Annotated in this window: 18 protein-coding genes and 1 pseudogene; 5 read left to right on the top strand and 14 right to left on the bottom strand. The window is 73.5% G+C overall.

Going from position 1 to position 20836, the window contains the following annotated elements; genetic code table 11:
- Positions 1-129: 129 nt before the first annotated feature.
- From ACGF1Z_RS33470 to ACGF1Z_RS33445, 6 genes and pseudogenes are all read right to left on the bottom strand, one after another.
- Positions 130-606 (bottom strand): annotated as a pseudogene (locus ACGF1Z_RS33470) (amidohydrolase family protein); the annotation flags it as partial.
- A gap of 218 nt (positions 607-824) precedes the next feature.
- Positions 825-2105, bottom strand: coding sequence for an aspartate aminotransferase family protein (locus tag ACGF1Z_RS33465; RefSeq protein ID WP_393010056.1), 1281 nt, complete (start codon positions 2103-2105; stop codon positions 825-827).
- Positions 2102-2944 carry a nitrilase-related carbon-nitrogen hydrolase gene (locus tag ACGF1Z_RS33460; protein WP_393010054.1) on the bottom strand — a complete coding sequence of 281 codons (843 nt, stop codon included), beginning with the start codon at positions 2942-2944 and terminating at the stop codon, positions 2102-2104. Before ACGF1Z_RS33460 ends, ACGF1Z_RS33465 begins: the two co-directional genes overlap by 4 nt.
- Before the next feature lie 527 nt (positions 2945-3471).
- The gene (locus ACGF1Z_RS33455; RefSeq protein WP_393010052.1) at positions 3472-4755 is read right to left on the bottom strand and encodes a UL36 very large tegument protein; all 1284 of its coding nucleotides are present in this window, start codon (positions 4753-4755) and stop codon (positions 3472-3474) included.
- A gap of 70 nt (positions 4756-4825) precedes the next feature.
- Positions 4826-5215 carry a PPOX class F420-dependent oxidoreductase gene (locus ACGF1Z_RS33450; RefSeq protein WP_393010050.1) on the bottom strand — a complete coding sequence of 130 codons (390 nt, stop codon included), beginning with the start codon at positions 5213-5215 and terminating at the stop codon, positions 4826-4828.
- 144 nt (positions 5216-5359) lie between these two features.
- The gene (locus ACGF1Z_RS33445; RefSeq protein ID WP_393010048.1) at positions 5360-5632 is read right to left on the bottom strand and encodes a helix-turn-helix domain-containing protein; all 273 of its coding nucleotides are present in this window, start codon (positions 5630-5632) and stop codon (positions 5360-5362) included.
- Between the two features lie 33 nt (positions 5633-5665).
- Between ACGF1Z_RS33445 and map the strand changes: the two genes are divergently transcribed.
- On the top strand, positions 5666-6433 hold the full coding sequence (map, locus tag ACGF1Z_RS33440; protein ID WP_393010046.1) for a type I methionyl aminopeptidase: 768 nt from the start codon (positions 5666-5668) through the stop codon (positions 6431-6433).
- A 78-nt stretch (positions 6434-6511) separates the two neighbouring features.
- Here the strand turns inward: map and ggt are convergent, their stop codons facing one another.
- The gene (gene ggt, locus ACGF1Z_RS33435; protein ID WP_393010117.1) at positions 6512-8320 is read right to left on the bottom strand and encodes a gamma-glutamyltransferase; all 1809 of its coding nucleotides are present in this window, start codon (positions 8318-8320) and stop codon (positions 6512-6514) included.
- A 117-nt stretch (positions 8321-8437) separates the two neighbouring features.
- Here ggt and ACGF1Z_RS33430 point away from each other — a divergent pair, with 117 nt between their 5' ends.
- Positions 8438-9184, top strand: a complete 747-nt coding sequence (locus ACGF1Z_RS33430) for a hypothetical protein (RefSeq protein ID WP_393010044.1) — start codon at positions 8438-8440, stop codon at positions 9182-9184.
- On the opposite strand, the gene ACGF1Z_RS33425 is transcribed toward ACGF1Z_RS33430, so the two are convergent.
- The gene (locus ACGF1Z_RS33425) at positions 9147-10433 is read right to left on the bottom strand and encodes a cytochrome P450 (RefSeq protein WP_393010042.1); all 1287 of its coding nucleotides are present in this window, start codon (positions 10431-10433) and stop codon (positions 9147-9149) included. The genes ACGF1Z_RS33430 and ACGF1Z_RS33425 overlap by 38 nt on opposite strands.
- Before the next feature lie 121 nt (positions 10434-10554).
- Here ACGF1Z_RS33425 and ACGF1Z_RS33420 point away from each other — a divergent pair, with 121 nt between their 5' ends.
- The 3 genes from ACGF1Z_RS33420 (at position 10555) to ACGF1Z_RS33410 (ending at position 14761) form a co-directional block, all read left to right on the top strand.
- Positions 10555-11787 carry a hypothetical protein gene (locus ACGF1Z_RS33420; RefSeq protein ID WP_393010040.1) on the top strand — a complete coding sequence of 411 codons (1233 nt, stop codon included), beginning with the start codon at positions 10555-10557 and terminating at the stop codon, positions 11785-11787.
- A 110-nt stretch (positions 11788-11897) separates the two neighbouring features.
- A complete protein-coding gene (locus ACGF1Z_RS33415; protein WP_393010038.1) occupies positions 11898-13070 on the top strand; it encodes an Ig-like domain-containing protein in 1173 nt (390 codons plus the stop codon).
- Between the two features lie 125 nt (positions 13071-13195).
- Entirely contained in the window at positions 13196-14761 is a 1566-nt protein-coding gene (locus tag ACGF1Z_RS33410; protein WP_393010036.1) for an alpha/beta fold hydrolase, read from the top strand.
- 783 nt (positions 14762-15544) lie between these two features.
- On the opposite strand, the gene ACGF1Z_RS33405 is transcribed toward ACGF1Z_RS33410, so the two are convergent.
- The 6 genes from ACGF1Z_RS33405 to ACGF1Z_RS33380 all read right to left on the bottom strand — a co-directional run bounded on the left by ACGF1Z_RS33405 (position 15545) and on the right by ACGF1Z_RS33380 (position 20816).
- On the bottom strand, positions 15545-15982 hold the full coding sequence (locus ACGF1Z_RS33405) for a DUF6278 family protein (RefSeq protein WP_393010034.1): 438 nt from the start codon (positions 15980-15982) through the stop codon (positions 15545-15547).
- 77 nt (positions 15983-16059) lie between these two features.
- Positions 16060-16839, bottom strand: a complete 780-nt coding sequence (locus tag ACGF1Z_RS33400) for an exodeoxyribonuclease III (protein ID WP_393010032.1) — start codon at positions 16837-16839, stop codon at positions 16060-16062.
- An 81-nt stretch (positions 16840-16920) separates the two neighbouring features.
- Positions 16921-17553 (bottom strand): MBL fold metallo-hydrolase, encoded by a 633-nt coding sequence (locus ACGF1Z_RS33395; protein WP_393010030.1) that lies wholly within the window; start codon positions 17551-17553, stop codon positions 16921-16923.
- 9 nt (positions 17554-17562) lie between these two features.
- Positions 17563-18828, bottom strand: a complete 1266-nt coding sequence (locus ACGF1Z_RS33390) for an alpha/beta fold hydrolase (RefSeq protein ID WP_393010028.1) — start codon at positions 18826-18828, stop codon at positions 17563-17565.
- A gap of 186 nt (positions 18829-19014) precedes the next feature.
- Positions 19015-19611: a hypothetical protein gene (locus ACGF1Z_RS33385; protein WP_393010026.1), complete on the bottom strand. Its 597-nt coding sequence runs from the start codon at positions 19609-19611 to the stop codon at positions 19015-19017.
- A complete protein-coding gene (locus tag ACGF1Z_RS33380; RefSeq protein WP_393010024.1) occupies positions 19608-20816 on the bottom strand; it encodes an ROK family glucokinase in 1209 nt (402 codons plus the stop codon). The genes ACGF1Z_RS33385 and ACGF1Z_RS33380 overlap by 4 nt, the downstream gene beginning before the upstream one ends.
- Positions 20817-20836 lie beyond the last annotated feature (20 nt).

The raw sequence follows: 20836 nt of genomic DNA, 5'->3' as shown, positions 1-20836 counted from the left end.
CACACCGACCACCGACCAGACCACCACCGGCACGGGCCGAGACCACGCCACGGCCCGCCGGCCCCCTCACGCCGCCACCTCGCACGGCACACGGCCTACTCCGATAGAAAACCCCTGGTCACGCGACCGAACGAAACCCTTGAACGAGGAGACGCCCTCCTGGACGAGCCGGTCCATCTCCTTCAGCGTCTGCTCGTTGACGTCGGAGAGGATCATGTGGAAGCCGTAGTCGACGGCGCAGTTGCCGTCGGCCTTGGCGTACCAGGTGTCGAGGCCCTCGCGGAGCGAGTGCCCGACGGTCTGCACGGCGAAGTCGACGATGGTGGTGGTGCCGCCCCAGGCGGCGGCACGGGTGCCGGTCTCGAAGGTGTCGGAGGCGGAGGTGCCGCCGAAGGGCAGCTCCATGTGGGTGTGGGCGTCGACGCCGCCGGGGATGACGTAGCGGTCGGTGGCGTCGATGACGCGTCCGGCGGTCCAGCCGGCGGCGATGTCGGAGCCGTGGGCGGCGAGGGCGGCGATCCGCCCGTCCTCGATGAGGACGTCGGCGTGGATCTCGTCGGCGGCGGTGACGACCAGACCGCCACGGATGAGGGTGCGGGTGCTCACGGGACCTCTCCCTGAGAACTAGGGGGATCGCGGACTGCTGACGGGTTCGCGAACCGGGGGGTGCGAACTAGGGTCTGTCTTTCGAATCAGGCCGGATCAGGGAGCGGCGTCTGGTGCGTGCAGCTGCAAGGCGGACGAGGGAGCCATGGCGACCGACGACAACGCCGCAGGTGCGCGTGCCAGACGCCGCGAGCCCGGCATGATCCGAAAGACAGACCCTAGAGGGACCGGAGGGCCTGTTCGAGGATCGCGGCGCCTTCCTCGGCCTCGGCGACGGTGAGCGACATGGGGGGCGCGATGCGCAGGGCACTGGTGTTGTGTCCGCCGCCCTTGCCGATGAGCAGGCCGTTCGCGCGGGTGGCCTCCAGCACGGCGGCCGCGGTGTCGGGGTCGGCGCGGTCCGTGCCGGGCTCGGTGATCTCGACACCGATCATGAGCCCGCGGCCGCGGACCTCGCGTACGGCGTCGATGCCGGCGGTGATGCCGCGGAGCCGTTCGATGAGGAGCCCGCCGACCCGGCGGGCGTTGCCCTGGAGGTCGTGTTCCAGCAGGTAGGACAGGTTGGCGAGCCCGGCGGCCATGGTGACGGGAGAGCCGCCGAAGGTGGAGATGGAGTTGGCGTCGAGGCAGTTCATGATCTCGGCGCGGGCGACGACGCCGCCGATGGACATGCCGTTGCCGATGCCCTTGGCGAAGGTGAGCATGTCCGGGGGTCCGGCCTGGCCGTGCGCCTGCCAGCCCCAGAAGTGCTCGCCGGTGCGGCCCCAGCCGGTCTGCACTTCGTCGGCGATCCACAGGATGCCGTGCCGGTCGAGGACGCGGCGGAAGGCGGCGTAGAGGCCGTCGGGCGGGGAGGTGAAGCCGCCGACGCCCTGGATGGGTTCGGCGATGAGGGCGGCGACGTCGCGGGTGTGGCCGAGCAGGTCCTCCAGGTCGGCGACGCAGGCGTCGACGAAGCGCTCGTCGCTGTACTGGGCGTAGGGGCCGCGGGTGCGGACGCCGCCGTGGACGTACAGGGTCTGGAGCGGGGAGAGGCCGGTGGGCGACCAGGCGCGGTTGCCGGTGATGCCGACGGTGGAGAAGGAGCGCCCGTGGTAGCTGTTGCGCATCGCCAGGATCTGGCTGGAGCGGCGGTAGGCGGTGGCGAGGAGGAGCGCGGTGTCGTTGGCCTCGGTGCCGGAGGTGGTGAAGAAGACGCGGGCGTCCGGGATGCCGGAGAGGGCGGCGATCCGCTCGGCGAGCTCGATCATCGGCCGGTTGAGGTAGAGCGTGGACGAGTGGATGATGCGCCCGGCCTGCTCGGCGACCGCCTTGGTGACCTCGGGGAGGGCGTGCGCGGTCATGGTGGTGAGGATGCCGCCGAAGAAGTCGAGGTAGCGGTTGCCCTCGGAGTCCCAGACGTGGCGGCCCTCGCCGTGGGTGAGCTCGATGGGGTCCCTGTAGTAGAGGGCGACCCAGTCGGGGACGACGGCGCGATGACGGTCGTGAAGGCTGCTCACGGCTGCACCAGCCCGTCGTAGGCGTCGGGGCGGCGGTCGCGGTAGAAGGCCCACTGCCGGCGGACCTGCTCGATGAGACCGAAGTCCAGGTCGCGGACGACGAGCTCCTCCTCCTTGTCGGAGGCGACGTCGCCGACGAAGCGGCCCCGCGGGTCAACGAAGTAGCTGGTGCCGTAGAAGTCGTTGTCGCCGTACTCCTCGACGCCGACGCGGTTGATGGCGGCCACGAAGTACTCGTTGGCGACGGCGGCGGCGGGCTGCTCCAGCTGCCACAGGTGGGAGGAGAGGCCCCGGTGCGTGGCGGAGGGGTTGTAGACCAGCTGCGCGCCGTTGAGACCGAGTTGGCGCCAGCCCTCGGGGAAGTGGCGGTCGTAGCAGATGTAGACGCCGACCTTGCCGACGGCAGTGTCGAAGACGGGCCAGCCGGCGTTGCCCGGGCGGAAGTAGTACTTCTCCCAGAAGCCCTTGACCTGCGGGATGTGGTGCTTGCGGTACTTGCCGAGGTAGGACCCGTCGGCGTCGATGACGGCGGCGGTGTTGTAGTAGAAGCCCGCCCCTTCGACCTCGAAGACGGGCACGACGATCACCATCCCGGTCTCCCGGGCGAGCTCCTGCATGCGGCGCACGGTCGGCCCGTCGGGCACGGGCTCGGCCCAGCGGTAGTGCTCGGGCTCCTGCACCTGGCAGAAGTAGGGGGCGTTGAACACCTCCTGGAACCCGATGACCTTGGCCCCCAGCCGGGCCGCCTCGCGGGCGTGCTCCTCATGCTTGGCGATCATGGATTCGGTGTCGCCGGTCCAGGTCGCCTGGACGAGCGCGGCGCGTACGACGTCGGTCATGAGCTGCTCCTTCGGCACGGCGTCAGAGAGCCTCTACGCACGTAGACGCGATGCGTAGGAGGAGAACGTAAGCCCCGTCACACCCCGGAGCAAGACCACTGCCGTGAAGCAGCTGAGTCGATCATGTTTCATACCCGAGTGGTCCACGTCGGACACGTACCGACACGTCCGGGACGTACCGGTCCCGCTTCGGAGGCCGAATCCGACCGCCGCCGCGACACCCCCGCCGTTGCTTCGCCGGCCCCGCCACGACCTGGGACGACATCGGCCCGGCCCGGTCGGCGAGCGGCCGGTTCGCGTGCCCCTCCCGTGTGAGGACGAGAACACACTTCTCCCCTCCGGAACGGCGGCCTCGCGACGGCGGACCGGCGGCGAGCGGGGCCACCCGGCCGCCACGGAACCTCTCGATCCGGCACGGAACCTCACGGCCCCCGACGGACCCGGCGCGGAACCTCACGGACCCTCACGGACCCGGCGCGGAACCTCACGGACCCCGACGGGAACCTCATGGCCGACGGACGGTGGTCTCAGCCCAGTCCGGAGACCCGGAGGGCGTGGACCAGGTCGCGTTCACGGGCCGGGGAGACGGCGCGGGCGGCGGCGAGCAGGGGCGGCGTGAGGGCGTCCGGGTCGGTGCCGGCGAGGCGGGCCGCCTCCTCGGGGGTGCGGGCCCGGAGGAAGGCGGTGAGCAGGGCCCGGACCTCGGCGTGGTGGCCCTCGGCGTGCAGGGCCGCGCAGGCCCCGGCGAGTTCCCCGATGGGGCGGGCGACGCCCTGGCGGAGCAGTTGGTCGCAATCGTACGGGCGGCCCGCGTCGGCCAGGGCGCCCGCGACGGCGGCGAGCCGGGCCGGCGGCAGGGAGGCCGCCTCCCACAGCAGGGTGGCCCAGTCGGCGCCGAGTCCGGCGGCGTGCAGCTCGGCGGCGAGGGCCGGCAGCCACGCGGGCGGACCGGCGAGCGCTTCGCAGAGCAGGGCGTGGGCTTCGCCGCTGCGGCCCTGGGCGCGCAGCCTGCGCAGTGCGTACACGGCGTTGCCGGCGGCCCGGGCGGCCTGCCCTGGGGCGGCGGCGGGCTGGGTGGGCCGAGCCGGGGCGGGGGTGGTGGCGGTTGCCGGGAAGCGGGCGCCTCTGGGGGGTGCGGCGGGGGCGGCCGGCGGGGGCGGGGCGAAGCGGGCGCCGCGCGGGGCGGCCGCCGGTACGGGAGTGCCTCCCGGGGCCGGGGGCGGTTCGGGGGCCGGGAGGGTTTCCGGTGCCTCCAGCCAGGCGTAGCGCGCCCCTCGCGGGCGGCGCCGGGGCGGCGGCCCGGGCGGCGCCGCGGCATCGGCGGGGCGGGGCGCCGGCGATCCGGCGGCGGCCGCGAGGCGGGCCAGGCGGGCCGCCAGCTCCGCCTCCCGGGCGCGGGCCCGGGCCAGGTCGTCCTGGGCCCAGGCCCGTTCGTCGGCGAACCGCGGCGACGCGCCCAGTTCCCGGATCCGCGCCTCCGCGTGACGGGCCTCGTGCCGCATCAGTTCGCGGCGTTCCGCCAGGGCCGCCGCGCCGCCGGGGGTGCGGTCGTGGGCCGCGGAGGCGGCCTCGTACAGGGCCCGGCCCCGGGCGGCCACGGGGCCGTCGGGTGGTTCGGCCAGGTCGTGGAGGAGGGACTCCACGACGTCCCACGGCAGGATGTCCGTGCCGTCGAGGCAGGCCCGCATGCCCTGCGGGTCGCGGGTGACGAAGACTCCGTACCAGCCTTCGTCCGGGTCGAGGCGGCCGGCCAGGCCGCCCAGCCAGGCCGTGAACGCCGCCACTTCCGCCGGGAGTTGGTGCACCCTCATGCCACTGCCTTTCGGTCCGACCGGCATTGGACCGCAGGCGTGTTACGGAACGGCTACACAGGGTTTTCGGTCAGGGTGCCGTGAAGCTCACGACGATGCCGGTGTGGGGGCGCTTTCCGAGACGGAAGAGCATGGCGGGCCAGTCGACGACCCAGAACTGCCAGGTGTACTTGCGGGAGAGGAGGCGGCGGACCCGGCGCAGCTCGTCGCCGGTGACCAGTCGGGCCGTGCCCGCCACCCGCAGGGCGTCCGCCGCGACGTTCCCGCGCATGTCGCAGACCGCCGCCACGACCCTGGGGTCGTGGCGCAGCCGCTTCACCTTCCAGGAGTCGGTGCGGGTCCAGGCGTACAGCTCCTCGCCCTCGACCGCGTACCAGACCGGCGTCGCGACGCCGGTGCCGTTCGTCCGGAAGGTGGTCAGGCTGACGTAGCGGCCGTGCCGCAGCTCTTCGGGGATCACGAGCGCCGAGCTTACGCAGCGGTCGGACCGCCCGCGCGCCCGAGGGCCCCGCGCCACGGGACCGGCGACGGGCGACCTCCGGGCCCGGACCTCCGGCCCGGCCCCGGCCGTCCCGGAGGCCCCTGGACCGGTCTCTGCCGGCCCTCAGGCGGCCTCCGGCGGCACCGTCGCCGGGACGAGGAGGCAGCGCGTCACCAGCTCGTCCATCGACAGCCCGAGCACGCCGGCGAGGGCGGCGACGGTGAAGAAGGCGGGGGTCGGGGCCCGGCCGGTCTCGATCTTGCGAAGGGTCTCCGCGGACAGGCCGGCCGCGGCCGCGATCTCGGCCATCGAGCGGTCGCCGCGGGCCTCGCGCAGGAGGCCGCCGAGCCGTTCGCCGCGCTCGCGCTCTTCGGGGGTCAGGGGGGTGCGCACCATGAAACCCATTCTAATACCGGTATAGTAATTGGCATGGTGGAGATCAAGACGGACGAGAACCTGTTGCTCATGCGCGAGGCGGGCCGGGTGGTGGCCCAGGCCCTGGCGGCCGTTCGGGAGAAGGCGGCGCCCGGTGTGACGCTGGCCGAACTCGACCGGACGGCGCGTGAGGTGCTCACGGCGGCGGGCGCCGGCTCGCCGTTCCTGGACTACCACCCGGACTGGGCGCCGGTGCCGTTTCCCGCGGTGGTCTGCCTGTCGGTGAACGACGCGATCGTGCACGGCGTCCCGGACGGCACCCGGCTCGCGGACGGCGACCTGCTGAGCGCGGACTGCGGGGCGGTGCTCGGCGGCTGGGTCGGCGACTCGGCCGTGAGCTTCACGGTCGGCCGGGCCCGCCCCGAGGACACCCGGCTGATCGACACGGCCTACGAGGCCCTGGAGGCCGGGATCGCGGCGGCCGTGGTGGGCAACCGCGTCGGGGACATCGCGCACGCCGTCGGGCGGGTCTGCCGGCGGGCCGGCTACGGCATCCCGGACGGGCTCGGCGGGCACGGCGTGGGCCGCACGATGCACGAGGGCCCGGACGTCCCCAACGAGGGACGCCCGGGCCGGGGCATGCCGCTGCGGCACGGCATGGTGGTCGCGATCGAGCCGATGCTGATCGGCGGCGGTGACGACGCCCACTACACGGCGCGGGACGGCTGGACGATCCGGACGCTCGACGGGTCGCGCGCGGCCCACACCGAGCACACGGTGGCGATCACGGACGCCGGCCCACGCATCCTGACGGCCCTTTAGGGCGCGTGCCCGGGTAAGGCCGCCGGGGCGGAGGGCACCGCCCCGGCCGCCGGCCGCACCCGGTCCGCGCCCCGGCCCCTACCCCGCGTCCGGTCGCACCACCATCGCCGAGCCGCCGCCCCTTCGCACGGTCTCGGCGGCGGCGAGCCAGCGCCCGTCGGGCAGGCGCTGGACGCCGGTGGCGGCACCGATCTCCGGGTTCTGCCGGAAACCGTGCCCGATCGCCTCCAGCTCCGCCCGCAACGGACTGTTCCACAGGGCCGGTTCCAGCTCCGTGGTCGCCTGGTTGCGCTGGCTCGCGCGGGGCGCGGCGATCGCGTCGACCAGCGGCAGGCCGCGGTCCACGACCCCGGTGAGGGTCTGCAGGACGGTGGTGATGATGGTGGCACCGCCCGGGGAGCCGAGCACGAGCACCGGCCGGCCGGCCTTGTCGAGGACGATCGTCGGGGAGATCGAGGACCGCGGGCGCTTGCCGGGGCCGGGCAGGTTGGGGTCGTGCACGGCCGGACTCGCCGGGGCGAAGGAGAAGTCGGTCAGCTCGTTGTTGAGGAGGAAGCCGCGCCCGGGGACGGTGATGCCGCTGCCGCCGGTGGACTCGATCGTGAGGGTGTAGGCGACGACGTTGCCCCACTTGTCGGCGACGGTGAGATGGGTGGTGTTCTCGCCCTCGTACGTGGTCGGGGCCGCGGTGCCGCCGCTCGCGCAGGCCTTCGGGTCGCGCGGGTCGCCCGGTGCGAGAGGGCTGGTCAGGGCGGCGTCGTCACGGATCAGACAGGCCCGGGAGTCGGCGTACCGCTGCGAGAGCAGCTCGCGGGTGGGCACGTCCTCGAAGGCCGGGTCCCCGACCCAGCGGCCCCGGTCCGCGAAGGCGATCCGGCCGGCCTCGATGAAGCGGTGCAGATAGCGGGCCTGGGAGGCGCGGGCGAGGTCGGTGCCCTCCAGGATGTTGAGGGCCTCGCCGACGCTGGTGCCGCCGGAGGAGGACGGGGCCATGGAGTAGACGTCGAGGCCGCGGTACGAGACCTTCGTGGGCCGCCGCCGGATCGTGTCGTAGCCGGCGAGGTCGTCCTCGGTGAGGTCGCCGGAGCGGACCACCCGCGTGGCGCCCTCTCGCACCGGCGGGTGCCGGACGGTGTTGACGATGTCGCGGGCGAGCGGCCCCTTGTAGAGCGCGCCGACGCCCTCGCGGCCCAGCCGCTCGTACGTCCGGGCCAGGTCGGGGTTCTTGAAGGTGGCGCCGACGACGGGCAACTGCCCTCCGGGCAGGAAGAGTTCGGCGGAGGCCGGGAAGTCGCGGAAGCGGGCCTCGTTGCCGGCGGTCTGCGCGCGGAAGGTGGCGTCGACGGTGAAGCCGTCGCGGGCGAGGCGCTCGGCCGGCCGCAGGAGCGTGCCGAGCGGCTTGCTGCCCCAGGCGTCGAGCGCGGTCTCCCAGGTGGCGGGGGTGCCGGGGGTGCCGACGCCGCGTCCGCTGGTCATGCCCTCCTCGAAGGGGATGGGCTTGCCGTTCTCGACGAAGAGGTTCGCGTCGGCGGAGCCGGGGGCGGTCTCACGTCCGTCGACGGTGTGGACCGTGCGGGTCTTCGCGTCGTAGTAGACGAAGTAGCCGCCTCCGCCGATGCCGGCCGAGTACGGCTCGGTGACCCCGAGGGCGGCGGCCACGGCGACGGCGGCGTCGACGGCGTTGCCGCCCTTGCGCAGCACCTCGACGCCGGCGGCGGAGGCGTCCGCGTCGACGCTGGCGACGGCGCCGCCCCAGCCGGTGGCGACGGGCACCTTCGCGGGAGCCGGGCGGGCCGGCGCGGCGGTCGGCGGCGCGGCGGCGCCCACCGAGAGCACCGTCGCGGCGACGGTCAGGATCGAGCCGTTACGGACGGCGGAACGCCGCAACCGAGACTGCATCAGTACCTCCAGTCGACGACCGTCCGCGCAGCGTAACCGCTGCCCCCGCCTCCCGTCAGGACCGCCTCTCGAACGGCCGGCCGATGCCCAGTAGCATGCGCGCCCATGAACGAAGACGTGCGCAACGTCGTCCTGGGCGTGCTCGCCACCGGGCTCAGCGGCTCCCTCGGCTGGCTGACCCGCACCTATCTGTGGCGTCGCAGACTCCGGAGGAAGCAGGCCTTCTTCGGGCTGCCGCACCACTCCGAGTGCCTTCTGGTGGTCCACCGGGAGGCCGGCAGCGACAGCGCGGTGCACCGCTACGACGTGTCGGCCCTGCTCGAACTCTCCGCGCTCGTCAAGGACTGCGGGGCACACGCCCAGATCGTCCAGCACGATCTGGCGCAGCAGGGCTTCGGCGACCGCACGGAGTTCTGTGTGGGCGGGCCGGGCGCGAATCGCCGGATGGGCGCCCACCTGGGCAGTCTGCTGCCGGGGCTGCGGATGAACACGGCCCGGGAGCCGGTCGAGGAGCGGGGCGAGATACGGATCGGCGACGACGTGTACCGCATGGAGCCGGGCGTCTCCGAGTACGTGCTGCTGGCGCGGCTCACGGCCGGCGAGGGCGCCCGGCCGGTCTTCCTCTTCTGTGGGCAGCGGGCCATCAACAACCAGGCGGCGACCCGCTATCTGGCCCGGCACCACGAGCGGCTGGCCCGCCGTTACCGCAACGCCTCCTTCGTGCTGCTCCTCAAGGTGATCAACTCCCAGGCCTACGGCCCCGATGTGGTCGAGCTGGTGGCGGACGTGACCCGGCAGGCGCGGACTCCCGTCGTCACGCCCGCCAGTTCACCCGCACCGGCAGCGTCTTGATCCCGTTGATGAAGTTGGAGACCAGTCGCCGCGGCCGCCCGGCGGGCTCCAGGTCCTCGCAGGCCGCCCGCGTCTCCTCGTAGAGCAGGCGGAGTTGGAGCCGGGCGAAGTGCGCGCCGAGGCAGACGTGGGGGCCGTCGCCGAAGGAGACGTGGGGGTTGGGGGTGCGGGCGAGGTCGATCCGGTGCGGTTCGGCGAACACCCGCTCGTCGTGGTTGGCGGAGGCGTGGAAGACGACGACCTTGTCGCCGGCGGCGATCGGCACCCCGGCCAGCTCGGTGTCCCGGGCGGCGGTGCGCCGGAAGGAGAGCACGGGCGGGTGGACCCGCAGGAGTTCGTCCACGGCCGTGCCCATGGCGACCTCGCCGCGCCACAGCCGGCGCCGCTCCTCGGCGTGCCCGGCGAGCGCGAGCAGTCCGCCGGGCGCGGCGCTGCGGACGGTGTCGTTTCCCGCGACGGTCAGCAGGAAGAAGAACATCTCCAGTTCGGCGTCGCGGAGTTCGGACGCGGCGAGGACGGTCATGACGTCGTCGGCGGGGTGCGCGCGCTTGTGGGCGGCGAGCTCTCGCGCGTAGCCGAACATGTCGGCGAGCATCGCGGGTGAACGGGGGTTGACCGGCCGTCCCGCGGCGTCGAGGACGGGCGGCTCGTCGGGGTCCTGGTAGGCGATGACGCGCTCGGTCCAGGTGTGCAGCAGACCGCGGTCGCTCGCGGGCACCCCGAGCAGGTCGGTGAGGTTGAGCAGGGCGTAGTCGTCGGTCACGGCCCGCACGAGGTCGACCTCCTGCCCGCCCGACTCCCGTGCCGCGGCGAGGAGTTCGCGCGCCCTGGCGCGCGAGGTCGCGGCGAACCGCTCGATCCGGCCGGGCGTGAAGGCGCGGCTCACGACGCGCCGCAGCCGGCCGTGGTGCGGCAGGTCACCCTGGCCGGAGCCCTCCGGCGTCCCCGGGGCCGGGTCCTGGTTCAGCATCATGCGCCGGATGAAGGGCACGTCGGCGGGGTCGGGGTCGCGGATCTGGGTGGCGCCGAGATACGAGGAGAAACCGGCCGGGTCCTTGAGCACCCGGACGACGTCGGCGTGCCGCGTGACCGCCCAGAACCCGGGTCCCGCGGGCCAGCCGAGGACCTCGTACTCCTCCTGGCGGGCGACCGGGTGGTGGTCGCGCAGGGTGCGGAAGCGGTCGTGCGGGATCCCTGCGGCGTAGATCCGCGGGTCGAAGACGTCGGGTGTGTCGCCCGTGTTCCCCACCGGCCCTCCCGTTCGGGTGAAGACGTCACCATCATGACAGGTCAGAGGCGGTTTTCGTAGGACGGAACGCACAGTTCGCGAGCCTTGTCCGGGCTGTCCTCCGGCTCCCAGAATCTCCGTCGTGCATCACACGGAGAACAGGGGGCACATGGGGAACAGCCGGAACACGGGGACGTACGACCAGGACGCGGTGCTGCGGGCGCGGGTGCTGCTGCTGGGCTCGGGGCGGCGGACCCTCACCGAGGAGGTCGGGGCGTATCGCGTGCTCGCGGAGGTGAGCCCGCGGGCCTATCTTCCGAAGCTCGCGGGGGCGCTGGTCTCGTGGGGGTACACGGACGAGCTCCGGGACCTCCCGGAGGCCCGGACGGCGCTGCACGCCGAGGCCGCGGCGGCCGCCCGGCGGATCGGCGCCGGGGAGCCGAACCGCGCGGAGGTGCTTCATCGGGCGCTGGGCGCGTACGAGCGGGGGCTGTTCGCCCTCGGCCGCCGGGCGGAAGGCCGGGCCGTGTGCGAGGAGTTGGCCGGGGCCGGGGCGCCCGGGCGGCTCGCGGTCGTGCTGGCCGAGGAGGGGCGCCACGAGGAGGCGGCCGAGCTGTGCGGGAGGGCGGCGCGGACCGTGGACCCCGGGTCCCGGTTCTGGAGCACGGCCGAGTGGTCGGCCGAACTGGAGGCTGCCGGGCGGCGGGAGGAGGCCGCGGAGGTCTTCGCGGAACTCGTGGCGGGGACGCGCCGCGGGGCCGCGGCCGGGGACATGGCGAGGGGCTCGCTCGTCCTGGAGCTGCTCCGTCTCTCCGCTCTGCTCGACGCCGCCGGGCGGGAGGCGGCGGCCCGGGCGGCCCGGCAGGAGGCCCTCTCGGTGCTCACCGGGCTGGCGCGCACGGGTGAGACCAGGGTCTGGGGGAGCGCCTTCGCCCCCTGGGTCGTCCTGCTCCAGCTGTCGGGAAGGGCGGCCGAGCCCGCGGCGACCCCGGAGGCCCCGACGCCGTCCTTCGGCACCTACCACCTCCACGGCTGGTCGCCCGACGTGCGGGAGGCGTACCTCGCGTCCCTTCCCGCCCTGGAACGGGAGGCGGAGGCGCTGCGTGCGGAGGAGCGTCTCCCGGAGCTGCTGGCGGTGCACCGCAGGCTGATCCGCCGTGCGGCGCTCCGTCAGGAGGGCCTGACCCGGCAGGCCGAGGGGCCGCTGCGGCCCCTCTTCGACCAGGGCGTCGCACTCGCCCGCCGTCTGCCCGAGGATCCCCGCGCGCTCCCCGAGGCCCTCACCGACCGTGCCACGTTCCTCGTCATGGCCGAGCGCCACACCGAGGCGCACACCGACCTCGTGGAGGCCGTGGCGCTCCTGGACCGTCCCTGAGGTCGCCCATCTCACATCCGACATCACGGAAATAGTCCACATGTACGGAACCGACTCCGGCCGCCGGGACTCTCTCCCTCCGTAAGAGATCACCACCGGAGGTCGTTTCCGTGAGCCGCATATCCGTGCCCGCCGCCCTGCTCGTCACCACCGCACTCGCCGTCACCCTCGGCGCGTGCGACGGAGGGGCGGGGGGCGCGGGTGACAGCAAGGGGTCCGCGAAGGACGCGCCGCGCACGCGGATCGCGGTGAACCTGACCGGCGAGCGGGCGACGGCGGGCGCGCCGGTGGTCGTCACGCTCACCGAGGGGCCGCGGCTCCGGCAGGTGACGGTGACGGACGACAAGGGCGGGACGCTGGCCGGGAAGGTCGCCGCCGACGGGAAGAGCTGGACCTCGGCGCGGCCGGCGGCGCCGGGGACCGCGTACACCGTGGACGTCATGGACAGCGATGGCGGCGCCGCGAGGACGGGCTTCGCGACGGCGGCGCCGGACAAGGTGAACAAGCTGACCCTGGCGCCCGGCAAGAACACCACGGTCGGCGTCGCGCAGCCGCTGTCGATCGTGTTCGACCACCCGGTGAGGAACAGGGCGGAGGTGGAGAGGCGCCTGAAGGTGAGCACCTCGGACCGCACCGAGGGCTCCTGGGGCTGGATGCAGGACTGGTCGGGCCGGGACCGGGTTGACTGGCGGCCGAAGGAGTACTGGAAGTCCGGTACGAAGGTCAGGCTCGACGCCGAGCTGAACGGGGTCGACTCGGGCGCCGGCGGCTGGTTCGTGCGCGACTACAGCACCACGTTCACCGTGGGGAGGAACCAGGTCGTGAAGGTGGACCTCGACGCGCACCGGCTCCGGCTGCTGCGGGACGGCGCGGTCGTGCGCGACCTGCCGATGTCGGCCGGCACGCCCGGCGGCGAGAAGGCCTCCTGGCGGGGCAGGACCGTCCTGATGTCCAAGGAGGGCACCATCAACATGCGTTCCGAGACCGTCGGGCTCGGCGACGCCTACGACAAGATGGTCGACTACTCGATGCGGCTGACCTGGTCGGGCATGTACGCCCACGCGGCGCCGTGGAACGCGGCCTATTTCGGCAACGCCAACAGGAGCTCGGGCTGCATCGGGATGAGCGACGCGAACGCCCGGTCGGTGTACGACCAGGTGCAGGTCGGCGACCCGTTCGAGATCACCGGTTCCGACGCCAAGGGCACCCAGGCGCTGAACAACGGCTACGGGGAGTGGAACCTGAGCTGGGCCGACTGGCGGGCGAAGAGCGCACTGCGCTGACGGCGAGGTTCCGCCAATCGTTACCCTCGCGTAACTTACCGACCGGTTACCCCCGGTAAGCCACCGAGGTTACCGTCGAGTCACTTCACTGCCCCCCATCAGTGACACCCAGTGAGGAGTGACCCGTGCGCTCAGCCCTGTCCTACGCCGTCTCGGCCGCCCTCGTCGCCGGTACGGCTCTCGGGCTCGCCCCGGCCGCCCACGCCGCCGCCTCCGGGTCCGGGACGTCCGGCCCGATCCGTTTCGTCGACATCACCGGGGACGGCGGCACCGTCCTCAAGGCCAACGTCGTCACCCCGGCCGGCGCCGACGGCACCACCCGCTTCCCCGTCATCGTGCTGCCCACCAGCTGGGCCGTACCCCAGATCGAGTACCTCGCCCAGGCCAAGAAGCTCGCCGACTCCGGCTACGTGGTGGTGAGTTACAACTCCCGGGGCTTCTGGCAGTCCGGCGGCGAGATCGAGACCGCCGGCCCCAGGGACATCGCCGACGCGTCCCGGGTGATCGACTGGGCCCTCGCGAACACCCCGGCCGACCCCGCCAAGGTCGGGATGGCCGGGGTCTCGTACGGCGCCGGGATCAGCCTGCTCACCGCCGCGCACGACAAGCGCGTCAAGGCCGTCGCGGCGCTCAGCGGCTGGGCCGACCTCATCGAGTCCATCTACAGCGGCCGCACCCAGCACCTCCAGGCCGCCGCCCTGCTCGGCGGCGCGGGCTACCTCACCGGCCGCCCCGGGCCCGAACTCCAGCAGGTCCTCGGCGACTTCCTCGCCTCCGACCTGGACAAGGAGGACGAGATGATCGCCTGGGGGCGCGAGCGCTCCGCCGTCACCTACCTCGACGCGATCAACGCCAACCGCCCGGCGATCATGCTCGGCAACGCCTGGGGCGACACCATCTTCCCGCCCAACCAGTTCGCGAGCTTCTACGAGAAGCTGAGCGGACCCAAGCGCCTGGAGTTCCGGCCCGGCGACCACGCCACCGCCGAGGCCACCGGTCTGCTGGGACTGCCCAACGACACCTGGACGAACGCCCACCGCTGGTTCGACCACTACCTGAAGGGCGCCGACAACGGCGTCGACCGCGAACAGCCGGTCCAGCTCAAGCCCCGCTCCGACGCCGGCTACGAGGGCTACCCGGACTGGAAGTCGGTCAACGCCAACCACCGCAAGTTCGCGCTCACCGGCACCGAGCACCTCTGGGCGAACGTCGACTCGGGCGCCGACGGCGGCGTCGTCATGCTGTCCAACCTCCTGGACCAGTTCTTCCAGGCGCCGCCCGCCGCCTCGATCCCGCTGCTCCCGCGCGCCTTCGCGGGCGTCTGGCAGTCGGAGCGGTACGGCACCGCTCAGCGGGTACGCGGCACGGCACGGCTGCACACCACCGTGACCCCGACCGCGGAGAGCGGGACCTTCGTCGCGTATCTCTACGACGTCGGCCCGCTGGGCATCGGCAAGCTGATCAGCAACGCCCCGTACACCTTCCACGGCAGGGCTCCGGGGAAGGCGTTCTCCGTCGATCTGGACCTGTTCTCCACGGCGTACGACGTGCCGGCCGGTCACCGGCTCGCCCTGGTCGTCGACACCGTCGACCCGCTGTACATCGAGCACAACCCGACCGGCGCGCAGCTGACCTTCTCCTCCCCCGCGGCCGACCCGAGTTACGTGTCGGTACCGCTGCGGGCGGAGTGATCACCGGCTGCTGCCGGGCGGGCAGGTCCCGTGCCGGGTTCTCAGGGGCACATGAGGCTACTCCTGCCCCGGCGGCGGCGTGACCGGTTCGGCGGGAGCGAGCTCCACGGCCTCGGTTCCGCGGCGGACGGCCCGGTGCCGGGCGGCCCGGCCGTCCGGGGCGGACCCCGGCCGCACCCGGTGGCCGGGGAGTCGGCCCGGTCGGCGAGCCCCGACGAGCGGACCGTCCTCCGTGCGGCGGCCGCCGGCGGGGGTCGCCGCGGCGGACGGCGGGACGGGCGTGCCGGGGATGCGACGGCCTCGCTGCACGGCCGCCGGCCCGGTCGGTACGTCAGGATGCCGGACGGGTGGTCCCCGGGCGGCCCACCGCGCGGGGCGGTGAGGAGGTCCGGGGGCGCACGGCCCTCGCCGATCCGGCCGTCGGCCGGGAAGGCCTCGCGGTGCGCGTCCGGGCAGGCCAGGTCCCCCGCGCACGGGCCGACGACCCGGCGCCGCGTCCGGAGGGTCCGACGACCACGGCCACCTCCCTGCCGCCGGCGGTGAGGTGGATGTCCCGGAGGACGTGCGACGCGCCGTCGTGCGTGTTGACGCCTCGCAGTGCGCTCAGCGGTTCGTCGACCACTGCCATGTGCTGCCCTGCCCCTGCGTGTCTCGGCCGATGTCGAGGTCAGCGCAAACTATCCACCGGAAAAAGGGACTTCGCTCCCGACACGCATGAAGGCGGCATAAGCCGTATTTACTGCAGAGGGGTCCGTGTACCGCCCGGCCACGGCCGGACGGGGTTCAGAACTCGGCCGACTCCGCGTAGATCTGGGAGAGCTCGGGCGCACCGGTCACCGCCCAGTCGAGGCCCGCGGCGACCACGTCGATCTCCCGCCCCGAGCCGAGCCTGACCACCGGCTGGCCGTCCGGCCGGAGCCTCCAGCGGGCCCTGGGCACCGTGCGCACGAGGACCGTGCCCAGATACAGGCCCGCGTCGTTGCCGACCCAGGGCAGCTCCTCGGGGTCGTCCCGCCAGCGCGGCGGGAGCTGGTCGAGCGCGGCGAGGGAGCGGGGGGTGTCGTCGAGCCGTACCCCGGCCTCCTGGGCGCGGGCGCGCAGCAGCTCGCACTCGGCGAGCAGTTCCGCCGCCCCCTCCGGGTCCCGGTCGAAGGCCGAGACCAGAGGGGAACGTTGGGCTTCATGCCGCTTGCGCCAGATGTCCAGGAAGGGGATGTTCATCCGACCAGCGTCGCATCCCGCCCTCAGCGGCACCACCCGGCGCGCGGAGATCGTCGTCCCGGCCCCCGGGAGGCGCCTCAGACGTCGAGGTCGACGACGACGGGGGCGTGGTCGGAGGCGCCCTTGCCCTTGCGCTCCTCGCGGTCGACGTAGCTGTCCTTGACCGCGTCGGAGAAGGGCTTGTTGCCGTACACCAGGTCGATGCGCATGCCCTTGTTCTTGGGGAAGCAGAGCTGGCGGTAGTCCCAGTAGGTGTAGGGGTGGGCGTACTTCAGCGGGCGCGGCACCACGTCGCCGAGGCCCGCCTCGCGCAGTCCGGCGAGCGCGGCCCGCTCCGGCTCCGTGACGTGGGTGGCGCCGTCGAAGACGGTGATGTCCCAGACGTCCTCGTCGGTCGGCGCGATGTTGAAGTCGCCGAGCACGGCGAAGGGGCGCTCGCCCGCCGCGTCGTCGGCGACGGCCGCCTTCAGGGCCTCGAGCCAGCGCAGCTTGTACGCGTAGTGCTCGTGGGCCACCTCACGGCCGTTCGGCACGTACACCGACCAGACGCGGACCGGTCCGCAGGTGGCGGAGATGGCCCGCGGCTCCTCCAGGCCCTCGTAGTCCGGGCCGCCGGGCAGGCCCGTGACGACGTCCTCCAGGCCGACCCGGGAGAGCAGGGCGACCCCGTTCCACCGGCCGGTGGCGTTGACCACCGACTCGTACCCCAGCTCACGGAGCTGCTCGGTGGGGAACTGCTCGGCCGTGCACTTGGTCTCCTGGATGCACAGCACGTCGGTGCCGCTGCTCTCCAGCCAGGCCAGGAGCCGGGGCAACCGGGCGGTGATCGAATTGACGTTCCAGGTGGCGATGCGCATGACCGCAAGCCTAACGGCGGGGTGTGACAGCGGGCCCCGACGGCGGGCGGTGACAGCCGGCGGGTCTCCGGCGCGGGGCCGTCAGAGCTCGGTCGAGTCGCCCGGGGCGAGACGCCGGTGGTCCGTACCGCCGAGGGCGCCGATCTGGCGGTCGTAGATGGGCCGGGCCAGGTCGGTCAGCAGGGCGTCGTGGATGTCGTACGCCCGCTCCGGCCCGACCTCGCGCACGTAGTCGATGACCTCGGAGATCTTGTTCCACGGGGCCATGACCGGCAGGAAGAGCGTCTCCACCGGCCGGTCGGGCACGGTCAGGGCGTCACCCGGGTGGAAGACCGCGCCGTCGATCAGGAAGCCGATGTTGGTGATGCGCGGGATGTCCGGGTGGATCACCGCGTGCAGTTCGCCGTGCACCTGGACGTCGAAACCGGCCGCCGTGAAGCTGTCGCCGTGCCCGACGGTGTGGATCCGGCCGGGGAACGCCGCCGTCAGCTGCTCGGCGACGCTCCGCAGCGTCCACACCTCGACGGCGGGGTCGGCCTCCAGAGCCGTCCGCAGCCGCCCCTCGTCGAAGTGGTCGGGGTGCTCGTGGGTGACGAGGAGGACGTCCGCGCCGCGCGTGGCACCTTCCTCGGTGAACATCCCCGGGTCGATGACGAGCGTCCGGCCGTCCTTCTCCAGGCGGACGCAGGCGTGGGTGTTCTTCGTCAGCTTCACGGGCGCAGCCTACGCCTGGGGAGTGGTGTCCTCCTTGATCACGCGGCTGACCACGCGCAGGGCGCTCTCGGCGGCGGGGAAGCCGCAGTAGACGGCGGTCTGGAGCAGGATCTCGCGGAGCTCGTCCGGGGTGAGGCCGTTGCGCAGGGCGGCCCGGGTGTGGTCGGCGAGGGCGTCGTGATGGCCGCCGGCGATCAGCGCGGACAGCGTGACGGCGCTGCGGGTGCGCCGGTCGAGGCCGTCGCGGCCCCACACCTCGCCCCAGGCGAAGCGGGTGACGAGGCCCTGGAGGTCGGCGCCGAACTCGTCGGCGAGGGCCTCGTCGACATGGGCGTCGCCGAGGACCTCCCGGCGCAGCTTCAGCCCGCTGCGGTACGGGTCGGGGCGCGGCCCCTCCTCCTCGTCCGCGGGAGCCGCCGGGGCGATCTCGGCGACCGGGACGACGGGCGCCGAGACGGGCGGCACCGGCGGCACCGTCAGGGTGCCCGAGGGCTCCTGGGCGAAGGGGGCGAAGTGGCCGGTGAGCAGCTCGGTGACGGCGGCGGGCTGCTCGACGGGCGCGAGGTGGGAGGCGCTGGGCACCACGGCCAGCCGGGCGTCGGCGATGCCGGCGACGAGGGTGCGGGCCTCGGCGGGGCCGGTGATCGCGTCCTCGGAGCCGACCAGGACGAGGGCGGGCACGCCGATCCGGTCGAGCGCCTCGCGGACGTCGAAGACGGCGAGGGCCTCGCAGGCGGCGATGTAGCAACCGGGGTCGGTGGTGCGGACCATCTGCACGGCCCAGTCGACGATGGCGGGCTGGGCGGCGGCGAAGGTGGGGGTGAACCACTGCTCCGGCGAGGTGCGGGCGATGGGTTCGAGGCCGTTGGTGCGCACGATGACGCCGCGTCGGCGGAACTCGTCGGCGCTGCCGAAGCGGGGCGAGGTGGCCACCAGGGCGAGCGAGGCGACCCGGTGGGGGGCGCGCAGCGCGAGGTCGAGGCCGATGGCTCCGCCGAAGGCGCAGCCCGCGTAGCCGAAGCGCTGGATGCCGAGCTCGTCGAGGGTGGCGAGCAGCCGGTCGCCGAGTTCGGCGACGGAGGAGGCGGGGTGGGCGGGGGCACCGCCGTGGCCCGGCAGGTCGAAGCGGACGACCCGCCAGGTGCGGATGAGCTCGGGTATCTGGCGGTCCCACATGTGCCAGGTGGTGCCGAGCGAGGGGCCGAGGACGAGAACCGGAGCGTCTTCTCGCCCGTCGACGCGGTATTGCAGGGTGTTCGTCGTTGTCTCACTCACCCGCAAGACCCTCTCATCTCCCCCGGGGCTCCCTGGAGCCGGGGTACGCGTCCGTACGAGTTCTTCACCGTCCGCGGTCGCGGCCCGCGGAGGCCGGGGAAGCGCGCGGACGGGCGTACGGCCGTGCGGCGGCTTCCGTGGCGCTCTCCTGCAGCCGCTCGTCGTGGCCCGGGCGGCGGGACGGCCTCAGGGAGACGTCGTGGAGACCACGTAGACGCGGGGGAAGGCCGGGTCGGTCAGGTCGACCGTGATGTCGCTGGTGGGGCGCGGCTTCTCGCGGCCGACGCTGGTGCCGGACCAGCTGCGGTCCGGGCGGAAGTCCCAGCCGACGATCTCGGCGTCGCGGCTGCCGACGGTCAGGTCGCCGGGCGTGAGGGCGGCCCGGCTGGTGCCGCTGTCGTGGAGGTAGCCGTCCAGGCCGGCCGCCGTGGTCGTGAACTGGACGTAGAGCCGGCTGGTCTTCCAGTTGCTGGTCTCGTAGTAGGAGACGCTCCACGCGTCCGAGGGGATCGGGATCTCGAAGACCCGGCGCTTCATCTGGGAGGGCCAGTTGTCCTGGAGGCCGCTGGCCGAGGACTCGCGCTCCTTGTCGATGCCGCTGTCCCGGCTCTGTCCCGCGGAGATCACCAGATAGCCGGCGGGGACGCCGACGAGCAGCACGATGGTGAGCAGGGTGAGGAAGCGCCGGCGCAGCATGTGCCGGCGGTCCTCGGGGAGCTTGCCCTCGGGGGGCCGGGGGTGGTCCGGGGAGCCGGTGGGGTGGGGCAGCGTGGGGACGGTCATGACGTCGGTTCCTGGGGGGTGGTGCGGGAGCTGCGGTCGGCCGCGCCGCCGCGCAGCGCCTGGGCGTAGCGCCCGTACCGCTCGTAGCGTTCGACGCGGCGCCGGTTGGCCCGGCGGAAGCGCCGGGCGACCAGCCGGGAGAGGTCGGCGGCGCCGACCATGCCGGCTTCGGGGCCGAGCTGGGCGCGGGCGATGCGGGCCTCGGGGCGGTAGCCGCGGCCGGTGAGGTGGCGGCGGAAGGCCTCCCGGGCAGGACCGATGAGCAGGTCGTCGGCGGCGGAGACGCCGCCGCCGATGACGAAGCAGGAGGGGTCGAGTGCGGCGGCGAGGTTGGCGAGGCCGACGCCGAGCCACTGGCCGATGTCCTGGAGCAGCTCGACGCACATGGCGTCGCCCTCGCGGGCGAGCTCGGTGATGAGCGGGCCGGTGATCTCCGGGACGTTCCCCTTGACCCGCTCGATGATCGCGTGGGCGACCGGGGAGTCGGCGGCGGCGAGCTCGCGGGCCTCGCGGACGAGGGCGTTGCCGGAGCTGTACTGCTCCCAGCAGCCGCGGTTGCCGCAGGGGCAGCGGTGCCCGCCGGGGACGACCTGCATGTGGCCGAACTCGCCGGCGACCCCGTACTTGCCGCGCTTGACCTGGCCGTCCTCCAGGATGGCGCCGCCGATGCCGGTGCCGAGGGTGATCATGACGAGGTGGTCCTCGCCGCGTCCGGCGCCGAAGCGCCACTCGGCCCAGGCGGCGGTGTTGGCGTCGTTGTCCACCATGACCGGGACGGCGAGCCGCTCCTGGAGGGCGTCGCGCAGCGGTTCGTTGCGCCAGGCGAGGTGGGGGGCGAAGAGCACCCTTGCGCGGTCGGCGTCGACCCAGCCCGCCGCGCCGATGCCGACGGCGTGCACGTCGTGCCGGTCGGACAGGTCCAGGACCAGCTCGACGATGGTGTCCTCGACGACCTTGGGGCTCTTGGACTTGTCGGGCGTCTCGGTACGGACCTTCTCCAGGATGTTGCCGTCCGCGTCGACGACGCCGGCCATCACCTTCGTACCGCCGATGTCGATGCCCACGGTCGGCACGCGGGGCGCCGTCAGGTGCGAGCGCCGCTCCCGGGTGCCGACGGTCCGCAGGACCGTGCCGCGAGCCGAGCCGCCGGGGGTTGCCCCGGCGCGGAGAGCTCGGGCGAGCGAGAGGTCTCGGTAGGTACTCATCGTGTCGATTCTGCCAGGTG

This window comes from Streptomyces sp. NPDC048018 (assembly GCF_043202995.1).
Taxonomy (GTDB): Bacteria; Actinomycetota; Actinomycetes; order Streptomycetales; family Streptomycetaceae; genus Streptomyces.
This window is presented reverse-complemented; position numbering and strand designations above follow the sequence as displayed.